At 41.9% G+C, this 14,682-nt stretch carries 12 protein-coding genes and 1 tRNA gene; 10 read left to right on the forward strand and 3 right to left on the reverse strand.

The window, feature by feature from the left end:
- The first annotated feature begins 513 nt into the window (after positions 1-513).
- The 4 genes from JMY09_RS07455 (at position 514) to JMY09_RS07470 (ending at position 4,234) form a co-directional block, all read left to right on the forward strand.
- A complete protein-coding gene (locus JMY09_RS07455) occupies positions 514-1,125 on the forward strand; it encodes a LemA family protein (RefSeq protein WP_201622975.1) in 612 nt (203 codons plus the stop codon).
- A 201-nt stretch (positions 1,126-1,326) separates the two neighbouring features.
- Positions 1,327-2,541 carry a TPM domain-containing protein gene (locus tag JMY09_RS07460; protein ID WP_201622976.1) on the forward strand — a complete coding sequence of 405 codons (1,215 nt, stop codon included), beginning with the start codon at positions 1,327-1,329 and terminating at the stop codon, positions 2,539-2,541.
- A 51-nt stretch (positions 2,542-2,592) separates the two neighbouring features.
- Positions 2,593-3,123 carry a TPM domain-containing protein gene (locus tag JMY09_RS07465; RefSeq protein WP_201622977.1) on the forward strand — a complete coding sequence of 177 codons (531 nt, stop codon included), beginning with the start codon at positions 2,593-2,595 and terminating at the stop codon, positions 3,121-3,123.
- Between the two features lie 115 nt (positions 3,124-3,238).
- A complete protein-coding gene (locus JMY09_RS07470; protein WP_201622978.1) occupies positions 3,239-4,234 on the forward strand; it encodes an adenosine deaminase in 996 nt (331 codons plus the stop codon).
- 32 nt (positions 4,235-4,266) lie between these two features.
- Here JMY09_RS07470 and JMY09_RS07475 read toward each other — a convergent pair whose 3' ends face one another.
- Complete coding sequence (locus JMY09_RS07475; RefSeq protein WP_201622979.1) at positions 4,267-5,088, reverse strand: SIR2 family NAD-dependent protein deacylase; 822 nt, start codon at positions 5,086-5,088, stop codon at positions 4,267-4,269.
- Positions 5,089-5,121: 33 nt separating this feature from the next.
- On the opposite strand from JMY09_RS07475, the gene JMY09_RS07480 reads away from it, so the two are divergent.
- Both JMY09_RS07480 and JMY09_RS07485 read left to right on the forward strand, forming a co-directional pair.
- Complete coding sequence (locus JMY09_RS07480) at positions 5,122-5,496, forward strand: hypothetical protein (RefSeq protein WP_201622980.1); 375 nt, start codon at positions 5,122-5,124, stop codon at positions 5,494-5,496.
- Positions 5,497-6,606: 1,110 nt separating this feature from the next.
- Positions 6,607-7,638, forward strand: a complete 1,032-nt coding sequence (locus JMY09_RS07485; protein WP_201622981.1) for an SEL1-like repeat protein — start codon at positions 6,607-6,609, stop codon at positions 7,636-7,638.
- A 46-nt stretch (positions 7,639-7,684) separates the two neighbouring features.
- On the opposite strand, the gene JMY09_RS07490 is transcribed toward JMY09_RS07485, so the two are convergent.
- Positions 7,685-7,761 (reverse strand) — tRNA-Arg (locus JMY09_RS07490).
- Between the two features lie 263 nt (positions 7,762-8,024).
- Here JMY09_RS07490 and JMY09_RS07495 point away from each other — a divergent pair.
- The 4 genes from JMY09_RS07495 to queF all read left to right on the forward strand — a co-directional run bounded on the left by JMY09_RS07495 (position 8,025) and on the right by queF (position 12,282).
- On the forward strand, positions 8,025-8,687 hold the full coding sequence (locus JMY09_RS07495) for a c-type cytochrome (RefSeq protein WP_201622982.1): 663 nt from the start codon (positions 8,025-8,027) through the stop codon (positions 8,685-8,687).
- 257 nt (positions 8,688-8,944) lie between these two features.
- On the forward strand, positions 8,945-9,907 hold the full coding sequence (locus JMY09_RS07500) for an ABC transporter ATP-binding protein (RefSeq protein ID WP_201622983.1): 963 nt from the start codon (positions 8,945-8,947) through the stop codon (positions 9,905-9,907).
- A 32-nt stretch (positions 9,908-9,939) separates the two neighbouring features.
- Positions 9,940-10,713, forward strand: a complete 774-nt coding sequence (locus JMY09_RS07505) for an ABC transporter permease (protein WP_201623072.1) — start codon at positions 9,940-9,942, stop codon at positions 10,711-10,713.
- 702 nt (positions 10,714-11,415) lie between these two features.
- Positions 11,416-12,282, forward strand: a complete 867-nt coding sequence (queF, locus tag JMY09_RS07510; RefSeq protein WP_201622984.1) for an NADPH-dependent 7-cyano-7-deazaguanine reductase QueF — start codon at positions 11,416-11,418, stop codon at positions 12,280-12,282.
- 188 nt (positions 12,283-12,470) lie between these two features.
- Here the strand turns inward: queF and JMY09_RS07515 are convergent, their stop codons facing one another.
- Entirely contained in the window at positions 12,471-14,189 is a 1,719-nt protein-coding gene (locus JMY09_RS07515; protein ID WP_201622985.1) for a proline--tRNA ligase, read from the reverse strand.
- Positions 14,190-14,682: the final 493 nt, after the last annotated feature.

Genomic DNA, 14,682 nt, shown 5'->3' on the forward strand with positions numbered 1-14,682 from the left:
TAATTAAATTGTTCAAAATCGTGGCTCATAGATATCGTAACCGTCGTCAGCGCTATGATCTTAGAATGAAGCTATTCGCCGGTGTTGTTAATTTTGAGCTTAACCTATGACTTTTGCAAGAGGTCTATTGGCTGTTATTCTCACTGTAAAACTTCCAATAATGACAATCATTAAATATGTAACAAATCAACTGTTAAATGTATGTAAACCATACGGCTACGTAACTGCAATTTGCCATAGTTTTGTGTTAATTACTAGGTATTTTTTTAATTGCTCAGTGTTGATTAGCAAGGAAATATCAATTTGTAGACAAATATAGAGTATTATGAATAGGACAATACTTGCACTCAGTAAAATGCAACTATTTCACTGAGAAATGATATTCTGAATCAATTGGGTGGTTGTGTTTTGGTAAAAATGAATTGTAAAAATGCCGCTATCCCCCCATTATTAGCAATATAAATCTTGTTGATCATTATTATTAGTTATTATTAGCTATTAGGAGTAGTAAATATGACGCTTAAATCTATTATAAAACCCATTTTTTTATCAGCAGTGTTAGTAACCTCAACGCTTAGCTTAACGGGTTGTGGTTATAATAACCTACAAGCTCAAGATGAGCAGGTGACAGCCTCCTGGTCAGAAGTGGTCAACCAATATCAGCGTCGTGATGATCTAGTGCCTAACTTGGTTAAAGTAGTGAAGCAGTATGCTGATCAAGAGCAAGAAGTCTTTACTCAAGTAGCGTCGGCACGTTCGCAAGCTGGTGGTATTACTATTACTCCAGAATTGTTGAATGATCCGCAGGCGATGGAACGCTATGCTGCAGCACAGCAACAGATGACTGGTGCTTTATCACGCTTAATGGCAGTATCTGAGCGTTATCCTGAACTAAAGTCAGATGCTTTATTCCAAGATTTACAAGCGCAATTAGAAGGTACAGAGAACCGTATCACTGTGGCACGTAATCGTTATATCCAAGAAGTGCAAGGCTATAATACTACTGTGCGTCAGTTCCCAACCAATATCACTGCTAAAGTATTCGGTATGAGTGCTAAGCCTAACTTTACAGTAGCTAATGAAGACGCTATTTCTAAAGCGCCAAGCGTTGATTTTGGCGAGTAGGTGTTAATCTGCATTACTGTTTTGAGTTAGTGCAGAGCACTATTTAGACTATAGCCTTATGCAGTAAACGAGCAGACAAGATGCTATTTTGTCTGCTCTATCTGTTAAGCGATTGATGGTAAGCACTAGTATGAGTTTATTGGTGTTAATAAATGCAGTGCTATATAACTTTAAGTAAAAATATTAGGTGGTAGAGAGCAGATGACTAATTCCAAAGCAATCGTAGCGGCCCTACTGTTGACGCTTAGCGCTACTAGTATCACTACGCTAAATGCTGCACCGAATGATGTTGCTGTTGCTGCCGCAGATAATCGCTCTAGCAGCAGTGGCATCAGTAGTGAGCAGAATCGTAGTGTTGAGGACTTAGTAGCTATCGCCAAAGCTGCTGAGAATAATGAGGCGCTCAATGATGCAGTACTAGGTAATGAGGCCATTAACGGCGCTTTATTAGGTAACGATGCTCTAAATCCTAACGGTGCTAGCGATACTAATAGCGCTAATAGCAGCACAGCGACTAAGCAAGCACCAGTGACCTCTAATGCAGCTAGTGTCGACGCTGATAAACTTATTCTTAATAATCCAGTCGTTGACCAAGCCAATATACTCAATCCGCAACAGAAACAACGCCTTGAGGCGCAACTGCAAGGTATCTATCGTCAAGGCCTAGCACAAGCGGCAGTAATCATCGTGCCTACCACTAATGGCATACCTATATTTGATTACTCGCTACAAGCGGCAGAAAAGTGGAAATTGGGCGAAGCTGATACTGATGATGGCCTATTAATAGTAGTTGCCGTTAATGATCGGGATATGTACATTCAGTCAGGTTATGGTTTGGAAGGTGTATTGCCTGATGGCGCACTGAACCGGATTATTCGTGAGGATATAACGCCTTACTTTAAGCCAGAAAATGGTAGTAGATATTTCGATGGTTTGAGTAATGGTATTAGCCTTATTGAAGAACGTCTAAAAGCAGACCCCGCAATTTTGGCGCAAGCAGATGCGCAAGCGGCAGCACGCAGTCAAGGTCAAAACGATATTGGTGATAGTCCCTCTCCAGTATTCTTATTTATTATGGCCCTAGTCTTTGGTAGCTTTATCACCAGTATCTTTGGTCGTATTTTGGGCTCCATTTTGACCGCTGGCGGGTTTTTTGTCGGTTCCTTAGCCTTAGGTGGTGGTTTGTTTATGACTATCATTATGGCAGTGTTTTTATGGCTATTCTTGATAGCTCGTGGCGGCGGTGGCGGTGGTGGTCGCGGCGGACGCGGTGGTGGTGGGATGATATTCCTGCCAGGAGGAGGCTTCGGCGGTGGCGGTTCTAGTGGAGGCTTTGGTGGTGGTGGCTTCGGCGGCGGCGGTTTCGGCGGCGGTGGCGGCGGCTTTGGTGGCGGTGGAGCCGGCGGCTCTTGGTAATAGTAATTTTTGATTAATATAGCAATTTGCTTTTATTTTAAGGAATACCCAATGGGATCACTACACACCGAGCTTACAAAGCCCAGTTTTGCACGTTGGTGGCGTCAAGTGTTGTTCGTTCCGCTACTACATAGTAAGTGGATTAATACTGAAACTATACAGATGCTGACGGCCAAAGTTACTCAAGCTGAGGTCGGTCATCGAGGTGAAGTGTTCTTAGTCATAGAAAACCACTTGCCGATTAGTAGTGCCTATTATAGTAGCGGCCATGATCGTGCTATTGAGTTGTTTAGTCGTTGCCGAGTTTGGGACACTGAAGAGAATACTGGGGTATTAATCTATGTCAATGTCTGCGAGCATTATTTGCATATTGTCGCTGATCGTGGCATTAATTCCCATGTGAGCCCGACGGTATGGCAAGCTATGACTGACAAAGCAGTAGCAGGTATCGCTAATCAAAAGACAGCAGAGAGTTTGACTGAGTTGTTGGATGAAGTGGGACAGTTACTGCGTCAGTATTATCATTTAGAAGATGATCCAGCAGGTAATGAGCTGTCTGATACGGTATTGTTTATAAAATAAAGCGTATCTTCTATAGCGCCTATTACTTATAGCTGCTCCTAACTGAGTTTTGCCTTACTGGGCCATAGCGCACTTGTTACTAAGATTTTTAACGGATTATAAAAACTGGATTCCTATGATTGAGCTCATTAAAAGACTACCAAAAGCAGAATTGCACTTACATATAGAAGGATCGCTTGAGCCTGAATTGATGTTTAGACTCTCTAAAAAGAACAATATAGACATCCCTTATAATAGTATTGAAGATGTGCGCGAAGCCTATAATTTCACTAATTTACAGACTTTCCTAGATATCTACTATGCTGGGGCAAAAGTGCTAATTACTGAAGATGACTTTTATGATTTAACTTGGGAATACATCTTGAAGTGTGTTGAAAATAATATTATCCATACGGAAATATTTTTTGATCCACAGACTCATACTGACAGAGGCATAGCTTTCGAGACAGTCATCACTGGAATCAGCAATGCTTTAGCCGATGCTAAAGAAAAGTATGGCATTACCTCTTGTATTATCATGTGCTTTTTACGGCATCTATCACAGGAAGAGGCTTTGGCAACTCTAGAGCAATCTTTAGCCTTTAAACACCATATTGTCGGTGTAGGTCTTGATTCATCAGAATTAAATAACCCTCCATCAAAATTCATAGAAGTGTTTAGCAGAGCCAAGCAAGAGGGTTTTAAATTAGTCGCTCACGCTGGGGAAGAAGCGGATTTTTCTTATATTTATGAAGCGTTGGATCTGTTACAAATTGAGAGAATAGATCATGGCGTACAGTCTATAAAAAGCCCAGCACTATTGAAGCGTTTAAAAGAAGAGCAAATACCGCTTACGGTATGCCCGAACTCTAATATCGAACTCAAAGTATTCGACAGTTACCAACAGCATAATATAAAACAGCTGCTAGATTATGGCTTGAATGTCAGCGTGAATTCAGATGATCCAGCCTACTTTAAAGGTTATATCAATCAAAACTTTATCAACCTTTATGAGAATATTGATCTATCAGCAGCAGATATTATTACCTTAGTAAAAAACTCTTTTAGATCGGCTTTTATAGATGATGAGTTAAAGCAAGCCTATTTAGCTAGAGTTGATGAGGCGGTATAAGTTCTCATATCAACATAGTTTAAGCTGACTTATTATTTTATGAGCTCTTGTACTAGCAATGGTAGTACTACCCCCGCCTTTTGCGCTAAAGTGATATCGACTAAGGTATTGGCGGTAGGGTTGGGGTTTATCTCGATAATTTTAGCACCGTTTTGCTTGGCCAATTGCGCAAGACCAGCGGCAGGGTAGACTAAGCTTGAAGTACCAATGCTAATAAAGACCTCACAGTTAGCGGCGGCTTGTTCTGCTATTCGCCATGACTCGGCTGGCAAGGACTCACCGAACCAAACAATATCAGGCCTAATATAACCACCACAATGACTACAAGTGAGTAGCTCGTTACTATACCTGATAGTAGCGTTAGGGCTTTTGGCTGTTTCAGTAGACTGCGATTGAGGGTTATAAGGGGCGGCGCATTGACTACAGCGATTGCGCCAAAGGTGCCCATGCAAATGAGTCACTGCAGTGCTGGATTGATAAGAGTGCTTGGCTGGTTGCTGACTAAGCGCTTGTTCATGCAAGTCATCTACATTTTGGGTAATCAAAGTCAGTTGCTGTGCTTGAGCTTGTTGCCATTGAGCAAGGGCTATGTGAGCAGGGTTTGGCGTTTTATCTTGTACTAGCTGACGACGCCATTGATACCAAGACCAAACTAGCTGCGGATCTTTGGTGAATGCGCTAGGACTAGCCAAGTCTTCGGCACGATATTGCTCCCATAATCCAGTTTGCTTGTCACGGAAAGTTGGAATACCGCTTTCAGCTGAAATTCCAGCTCCTGTCAGTATACAGATACGAGAAGATTGAGCTAACAATTGAGTAGCTTGATGTAGTTGAACCGCTAGTTCTGCTAACATAGGATTACCTTAGCTAATGATGGATGCATAGTTATGATAGATGGAATTTGGTGGCTTGTCATATTATTAGCAGTTGTTGCGGCTTTATGGTTATTAGCAAAGTCACGTAGCAACGAGAAGCCTAATAATAAGAGTAAACCAAGCAATTTGGCCACGAGTGCGACTTTACCCAATAATGATGCGCTACAAAAAACTTTAAAATTAATCAAGCAGCACTTCCCTGATTATCGAGTAGCTCGTAAAGGCAGTCATTTATTGATCAGTAAGCAGGGGGTGAAGATCGCTATGATTACTATTGATAAAAAGATAGCTGTTGGTCAGCGTCGTTTAGGTGAGGTGCCAGTGATGAATTATCATCGAGTGCCTAACCGTACGCAAATCGCTATAAGTTTGCAGCATATGGACTGAATAGGGATGGATTAACTAGCTAGTTAGATTAAAAAGTTATCTATAATCATCCCTGACAAAAACTACTGCAAATAGCGTAAAGCTTACTATTATCTTAATGCTAGTGCCTAAACTATAGTTTTTATTAAAAACGTAGCCCTGCTACGGTCAATTTATTATTAGACTGCAACGACCCTTATGGGTTTTTGACGCTAGTCATCGCAAACTACACAGTCCGTATGTCGATTAACAGCGCTCTTGGCAGGGACTTTATCCTTACCTCGCCAAAATCCTTTCAATCCATACCGCTTTATTAACCTATTAATCTATTAATAGTACAGCGAGCAACGCATACCCCCTCAATTTCTGTCTGTTACTAGATTTTTTGCACACCAGAATGGCACTTGCTATTCTGCCATATAAGTCTCCCACTATGGTGTAACGGATCAAAACATCAAAAGGCTGCTGACTCTAGATTTAGGGTAAGCACTGTTTTTTTCTGCTATAAAACTCACTCACTACTTAGGTGTATCTATCAGAATATAAGCCAGTATATTCTTTAGAATTTGTCCAGTTTTGATATTAATTCAAGCTAGTCAAAGACAGTATTACTAACAACTTAATCAAGTTTTCCATGATATTGCTTGCCTACCACTATTCAAAGGGTAGAAAGCTCTGATATTAGAGTCTTCGAGTCGTTAAGTTTTGTAATCTATTTTTAGTTGCCATAAACTCGATTAAGCCCTATAAGTGCGATTAGTAATATTTGGTAAAATCGATAAGCTTTATAAATCAACAGTTTATTCTAAGCCCTTATAGCACGGCTGGTTGCATCAAAAAACATCTAGTATTTTTAATAAATATCCTGCCTAGCTGTAAGTGATTTAAAACGTTAATTAAGCGTTGTTGATCTATTACTAACCTGCGACAATAGAGAAACAAAATAACGAAAAGACCAACTAAAAAACGCATAAAGAACAAAAAAATTTATATCACTACAAACTTAAGGCTTTCTTGAATCATAACAAGGTGACAAAAAACACTCATTAGCAGCTTGAGTTACTAATCTCCCTACCAAGACTCTCCGGATAGTTCAATCATCATTACTTTTATTTTCCTCAAGGAAGAAAGATGAAGCTACAAGCACTAAAACAGATGCTTATTTATAAAGTCATGGTGCTGGGGTTATTATTAAAAATACCTGTATCGGCGTCAGCAATAGATATTGCAGCCATTAAAAGCTCAGCAGAGCATGGGGATATATCCGCTCAGTTTAATCTAGGCTTAATGTACGATAGCGGTGAAGGGGTGCGTAGAAGCTCTACCATGGCAGCGAAGTGGTATAGAAAAGCGGCTAATCAAGGACATATCGATTCTCAGTCTAATCTTGGATTAATCTACGAATCGGGTAGAGGAACAGTAAGGAATTCTGTTACTGCAGCGAAGTGGTATAAAAAAGCCGCTGATCAAGGCCATGCTGATTCTCAGTCTAGTCTTGGAGTAATGTATGATACTGGCAGAGGGGTTTTACAAGATTTCGTTACAGCAGCGAAGTGGTATAGGAAGGCTGCTGAGCAAGGCCATATCGACTCCCAATCTAATCTCGGGTATATGTACGATAATGGTAGAGGGGTTTTGCAAAATTCCGCTACGGCCGCGAAGTGGTATAGGAAAGCTGCTGAGCAAGGCCATGCTAACTCTCAGTCTAGTCTAGGTGTAATGTATGATGATGGCAGAGGGGTTTTGCAAAATTTCGTCACAGCAGCGAAATGGTATACAAAAGCTGCTGACCAAGGCCATATCAATTCTCAGTCTACTCTTGGGATAATGTATGATAATGGCAGAGGGGTTTTACAAAATTTTGTTACAGCAGCGAAGTGGTATCAAAAAGCTGCCGACAAAGGGCATGCTAATTCCCAATATAATTTAGGATTAAGTTACGAGAAAGGCTTAGGGGTGGTTCAGGATCCGGCTACAGCCGCAAAATGGTATCGAAAAGCTGCCGATCAAGGACATTCCAACTCGCAGTATAGTCTGGGGTTAAGTTACGAGAAAGGTTTAGGCGTTCGTCATAGCTACGTTGAGGCCAAAGAATGGTTTGGCAAATCGTGTGATAGTGGCAATCAGAATGGCTGTGATAAGTTCCAGACGTTAAATGGCTAAGTCGCTACAGTCATAGTAGGTAAGAATGAGGGGGTAGTACAAAGATTGGTGCGCTCGGCGGGAATCGAACCCACGACCCTCGGCTTCGGAGACCGATACTCTATCCAACTGAGCTACGAGCGCATTAGGCTTGAAATTAAGACCGCCTAGTCTAACAAATAAAAGCTGTAAAGCCAATCAACAAAGTTCGCTATTGAGGTTTCTTTAGAAAAAACACTATAGTCAGCAAACAGGCATGGCAATTTACCCCTCTTTTCCCTTATAATGATAGGGGAAATAACTATTAATGACCACCGATTACGAGTGTACTAGTAGAATTGATATATATTAATTAATATATTTAATAAGTGCTAGCCATTTGTACAAGATATAAGAGAACGTGACGAATGAGAAAAGTAGTGATGTTATCGGCAGCTGCCATTCTAGGAATCGCTAGTATCGCGGTGAGCCAAGCTGAAGAAGTTGTAGATAAGCCTGTAGCTATTTCTGCAGTAGCAGAAGATACGGCCGCTGAAGCTCCTGCAGCAGTAGGTGGTGAAGTTAAAGCTGCTGCGGATACTGCTAGTACAGATACTGCTGCTGCAGCTGATGGTGCGGCAGATCCAGCGGCAGCTGCTGCTGAGCCTGCCATGGCTGCTGCGGTTGTTGAAGAGGAGCCTATTCCTCAAGATACTCCACAAGTTCAGAAGCTTATTGCTCTTTATCCAAATCTAATTGCCCGTATTCAGCCTGTAGGTCAGGTTTGTTTTGAAGATGGCGAGATTTGTGATGTAACGGCACGTTCTTCTGGCCCCTCGGCTGGTGATGGCCCTCGCGACGGTGGTGCTGTTTATAATGCCGTCTGTCATACTTGCCATGCAACAGGTTTGTTAGGCTCACCTAAACTAGGTGATGCTGGTGCTTGGGGACCTCGTATAGCACAAGGTAAAGAGACGCTATACACTCATGCAATCAATGGTTATAACGCTATGCCTGCTAAAGGCGGGGCTGATATCCCTGATGAAGAAGTACAAAACGCTGTTGATTATATGGTTGGTGAAGCCAGCTAACGGCTAGCAATACTATTGAGTTTATAGAGCACCTACTTTATTAGCTAAAGTAGGTGCTTTTTTATTTGTGCGATTTACTCCAAGCTATTGCTTGAATATATTGCTCCAATCTATTGTTTAGTGACTGTAAATAGTCGATAAGTTACTCTTATCTCATCGTTATAGGCGTAGGCAGTTGAAATCGATTGTAACTAGCCTCACATTAAGGCCTTAGATACGTTTTTAATCATTCTTAAATATATAACAAAGAGGCCTTCATGTCTGAAGTACCTGCACTTGCCATCGAGCATTTATCCAAAACTTACGATAATGGCTTTTCAGCGTTGAAAGACGTGAGCCTAGTCGTCCCTCAAGGTGGGTTTTTCGCCTTATTAGGACCTAATGGTGCTGGTAAGTCAACGATGATTGGTATCATTAGCTCACTGTTTAAGCCGACTGCCGGTAGCGTGAAGATATTCGGTATCGACTTGTTAGAGAACCCGTCTATTGCCAAGCAGTATCTAGGTATAGTGCCGCAAGAGTTCAATTTCAACATGTTTGAAAAAGTAGAAGATATTATTATCACCCAAGCGGGTTATTTTGGCATCCCTGCTAAAGAAGCTAAGCCACGTGCTGAGCGTCTGCTTAAAGCCTTAGGTCTATGGGACAAGCGCAACAGTAAGTCCCGCGAGCTATCTGGCGGTATGAAACGACGCTTGATGATTGCTCGAGCGCTGATTCACAAACCTAAGCTGTTGATTCTTGATGAGCCCACGGCTGGGGTGGATATTGAGCTACGCCGTTCAATGTGGGAGTTTATGCAACAGATCAACGTCGAAGAGAACACCACTATCATTCTGACGACTCACTATTTAGAGGAAGCTGAACAGCTGTGTAAGCGCATCGCTATTTTAGATCATGGTGAAATCCGTATTAATACTGAGATGAAAGATTTGCTTGGCCAGCTATCGGTTGAGACCTTTGTATTAGACTTAGAGCAGCCCCTTCATCAGCCGCTAGTAATCGATAAAGTCACGGCGATTACCCAGCCTGACGAGCTGACAGTAGAAGTCACCTTAAGTGAAGGCGAGAGTCTTAACTGTGTATTTGAGCAACTCACTAACCTAAATATTTCAGTGGCCAGTATGCGTAACAAATCAAACCGCTTAGAAGAGCTATTTATGCGTTTAGTAGATAAGAATATTCAAAGCGCTGACAGTATGAAGGAGGCAGGGTTATGAGTAAGGACATAAGAATAGATCCTAACGAAACCATGTCATGGAACAAGAAGTGGATAGCTTTTAATACTATATTTATGAAAGAGATTCGCCGAATCTTACGTATTTGGCCGCAGACATTACTACCGCCAGTGATTACTATGGCGCTATATTTTGTGATTTTTGGGACGATGATAGGCGATAGAGTTGGCGAAATGGGCGGTGTGCCTTATATGCAGTTCATCGTGCCGGGCTTGATTATGATGGCAGTCATTACCAACAGCTACTCGAACGTGGTATCGAGCTTTTTTAGTGCTAAGTTTACCGCTAGTATTGAGGAGCTATTAGTCTCTCCCGTCTCTAAGCATGCAATCTTGATGGGATATGTTAGTGGCGGTATTTTTCGCGGCTTGACTATCGCTGTCATTGTTTCAATCGTGGCGCTGTTTTTTACTGAGCTGGGTATAGAGCATTTATTTGTCACTATATTCACCGTTTTAGGGACGTCAATTTTATTCTCATTGGGCGGTTTTATTAACGCCGTATATGCGCGCTCTTTTGATGATATCTCCATCATTCCAAGCTTTGTATTAACGCCTCTAACCTTCTTAGGTGGGGTGTTTTATTCAATGGAAGATTTATCGAGCTTTTGGCAAAACATCTCCTTATTGAACCCAATTGTCTATATGGTTAACGCTTTTCGCTATGGTATTTTGGGCTATTCTGATGTCAACGTTTGGTACTCAATGGCGGCTATTTTTGCCTTCTGCGTAATATTCTATGTTATCTGTTATCGTTTGCTTAGTAATGGCTCACGCATTCGCTTGTAAAGGGATTGCTGACAGCTAGAATAGAGCTCTATAAAAAGTCCAACGTGGTTGGGCTTTTTTTATTCTCGCTACAAAGGGCAGTTTTTCATTCTTTCTAACCGCGAATAGCTAGTAGCTAATTCTATGAGAGTGCATTGGCGATTATTTGATTTTTGCTAGCCAATCTCGCCGTCCGCTATTATCTTGCCAGTCTGCTAGGGCGTCGGCTAATGGCTGAGCAGATTCCTGCTGCCGCGAGACTCAGCCCAGCCAAGCCGTCGCAGCCTAGCAATCAGACAAGGATAACCGCTACAGTCGAGGCTAAAAAGCGTCAAGTAATTGAAGAGTAGCGATGGAAGGTTAGAGATCGCAAGCTGCTTTCGACTATAGAGTTATAGACACTTTAAGTTAATGTATCGTGGGTTAGGCTTGGGTTAAGCGACTCTATGCCTATAACTTTTACTGCTAAAAAATGCTGTGTGGGGTGTCACCTTACTCATTTTGCCAAATTATGGTTATTGTGTAGCAAGCAAAGCTGTTGGGGTCGTAAGCTGCGCCCAACCCACATGTTCAACATCGTCACATCATATTTGAAAATAGCTTGGTTTTAAAATGTAAGATTCAGTAATGGTTTTTCAACAAGCCCTACATTAAGGTAAAATGATTCTCTTTTTATACATGACTATTGTCTTTTAAAGTCATGGCAAATTTCAAAGGTAATTTATGAGTATTCACGGTATTTTAGGTGAGCAAACTACTGACTATCCCACTCAGTACAGCCCAGAGACGCTATATCCGATTGCTCGTAGCATAGGTCGTGATGTTATCGGCTGGCAACAGCACAAGCTGCAAGTGGGTATGGACTGGTGGCATGCTTTTGAGATGTCATGGCTTAATCTGCAAGGTATCTCGCAAGTAGCAATGGCCCGCTTTAGTATTCCAGCGACTTCAGCCTATATCGTTGAGTCCAAATCGTTAAAGCTGTACTTAAATAGCCTTAACTTTACTGAGTTCGCTAACTGGCAGCAAGTACAAACCTTGCTTGCCAAAGACCTATCAGCTTGCGTCCAAGCACAGGTAAGCGTTGAGTTAATAGCGTTAGATGATATGCAGTCGGGATTGCTAATCATTGAGCCAGAAGGGACTAGTATCGATGATGCTTTAGCAGAGTGTGCAGACAAGGTGGCATTGACCCTACATCCTGACGCTTCTCTATTAAAGGCTGGGTCAGACAATAGTGTTAATAAACAACCGCAAGTACAGCAGAGCGTTAGTTTTTACTCCAACCTGTTGCGTAGTAATTGTCCGGTGACCAATCAGCCAGATTGGGGTACCTTAGCCGTTACCATGACCAGCGCCAACACAGTTGCTCATGCTGATATGCTGCGTTATGTATTAAGCTTTCGTCAGCATAATGGCTTTCATGAGCAATGTGTAGAGCAGATATTTGCGGATTTAAGCCAGTATTTCCAGCCGAGTGAATTAATGGTAAGAGCTTGGTATACACGCCGCGGCGGTATCGATATCAATCCTTGCCGAGTCAGTGATCTAAGTTTATTACCTAAGCCGAGTCGTCTAATCCGTCAATAAGGCTATTGATGAGGATAAGGTATAAATAAACCAGTCTGTGAATAAGGCCGATTCATAGCCAATGCTGATTATAAGCAAAAAAAGCGCCTACCTTATTGAATAAGATAGGCGCTTTTCTATACTGATTATTATCTTACTGAGCTAGTTAACAGTTGTTTTTACTAACTTAGTATTTGCCAACAATAACGCTATTTAGCACTAATTTTTGCTAGTACTTCATCACGGCTAAGCATGAGCTTTTCACTGTCACGGCGATTGACGTACTCGTACTTGTCTTCAGCAAGGTTACGATCTGAGACAACGATACGATGCGGAATACCGATCAGTTCTAAATCAGCAAACTTAACGCCTGGACGCTCGTTACGATCATCAAGTAATACATTAATACCAGCCGCTTTTAGCTCTTCATATAGAGCAGTAGCCGTTTGCATCACCGTATCTTCTTTAGACTTCATCGGCACGATAGCTACTTCAAAAGGCGCTAGCGAATCACTAACGTTAGGAGTTACTGGCCACATCACCCCGTTTTCATCATGGTTCTGTTCGATAGCAGCGGCAATAATACGGCTAACACCAATACCGTAACAGCCCATCATCAAGATAACTGGCTTGCCATCTTCACCCGATACGCTACAGTTCATCGCTCGTGAGTACTTATCACCCAACTGGAAGATATGGCCAACTTCGATACCACGTTTGATCTGTAAAGTACCTTTGCCATCAGGAGAAGGATCGCCTTCATTGACGTTGCGAATATCGACAATACGAGTAATGTTAGCGTCGCGAGTCCAGTTCATGCCGATAGTATGTTTATTAACTTCATTAGCACCAGAAACAAAATCGGAAAGCGCTGCTGCCGCACGATCAACAAACACTGGCATATCTAGCTCAACGCCAATATAGCCTTTATGTAGACCAGCTGCTTTTAACTCTTCTTCTGAAGCCATAGTTAAAGGCGTATCAGCTTCTTCTATTTTTTCCGCTTTAATAGTGTTGAGCTTATGATCACCACGCAACACTAAAGCGATAAGCTGCTTATCACCCTCTACAGTATGACCGTGGACAATAAGGGTCTTAACGGTAGTTGCTAATGGAACCTGTAAATCTTCAGCGACTGCTTCACAAGTAGGCATGTTCTCAGTGAGTACGTCTTGGCGTTCAGCAGTAGGGGCTTGACGCTCAGCAGTACTGATTGACTCAGCAAGTTCGACGTTAGCCGCATAATCAGAGGCATCAGAGAAGGCGATATCATCTTCACCGCTATCGGCCAGTACATGGAACTCGTGTGAGGCAAAGCCACCAATCGAGCCAGTGTCCGCTTGTACAGCACGGAAATCTAAGCCTAAGCGAGTAAAGATACGCACGTAAGCTTCGAACATTTCTTGATAAGTCTTGGCTAATGAAGCTTGATCGATATGGAAAGAATAGGCATCTTTCATAGTGAATTCACGAGCGCGCATTATGCCAAAGCGGGGACGAATTTCATCACGGAACTTATTCTGAATTTGGAAAAAGGTAATAGGCAGTTGCTTATAACTACGTAGTTCACCTTGTGCCAAGTTAGTAATAACTTCTTCGTGAGTAGGTCCCAATACGAAGTCGCGATCGTGACGATCTTTGAAGCGTAACAGCTCAGGACCATAATCGTCGAAACGACCAGTGGTTTGCCAAAGCTCAGCAGGCTGAGTCATTGGCATTAGCACTTCTTGTGCCCCAACATTCTGCATCTCTTCACGAACAATGCGCTCAACTTTTTGCAGGACTCGCAAACCTAGCGGCAACCATATATATAATCCAGAAGCGATTTTGCGGATAAGACCGGCACGAACCATTAGCTGGCTTGAGGCGATATCGGCATCACTCGGGGTCTCTTTTAGCGTAGCGAACAAAAACTGACTGGCTTTCATAAATAAAGCGTAACCTTATCAACGATCAAACAATAAATAAATAAGGCACTGGGAGTTCGATTAATAGTTTAATCTCACCTTCGATTTGCCTTCTTAGTGGGGTATATCTAACGGTTAGGGTGTCCATAGCTATACTTATAATAAATACTTATCAAGCCAGTAGCTTGATAGTTAATTGTGCTTATACAGCATAGAGACAACCTAGCATAGACAGCTATGGACTATGGTAGGTAAAGTTCGCCTAAGACGCAATGACTTTTTATCTTTTCAACTATAACTAAGCTTAAACCGTAAAGTTACGCTACTAATAAAGACCTATCGACTAATTTTTATAGCAACATAGCAGAATGGGCCTGACTATAACTATCTGACTATAGCTACCTGCTCTCCCAGCAATTGTGTAGAGATATAGTAGCGGTTACTTGAACTGACAGCTAGCAAGCAGCATTTATAGCAAAGTATCTAAGGCTTATAGCGCTTTTATCTATTATTA

This window comes from Psychrobacter urativorans, from assembly GCF_904846695.1.
In the GTDB taxonomy this organism is placed as follows: Bacteria; Pseudomonadota; Gammaproteobacteria; order Pseudomonadales; family Moraxellaceae; genus Psychrobacter; species Psychrobacter urativorans.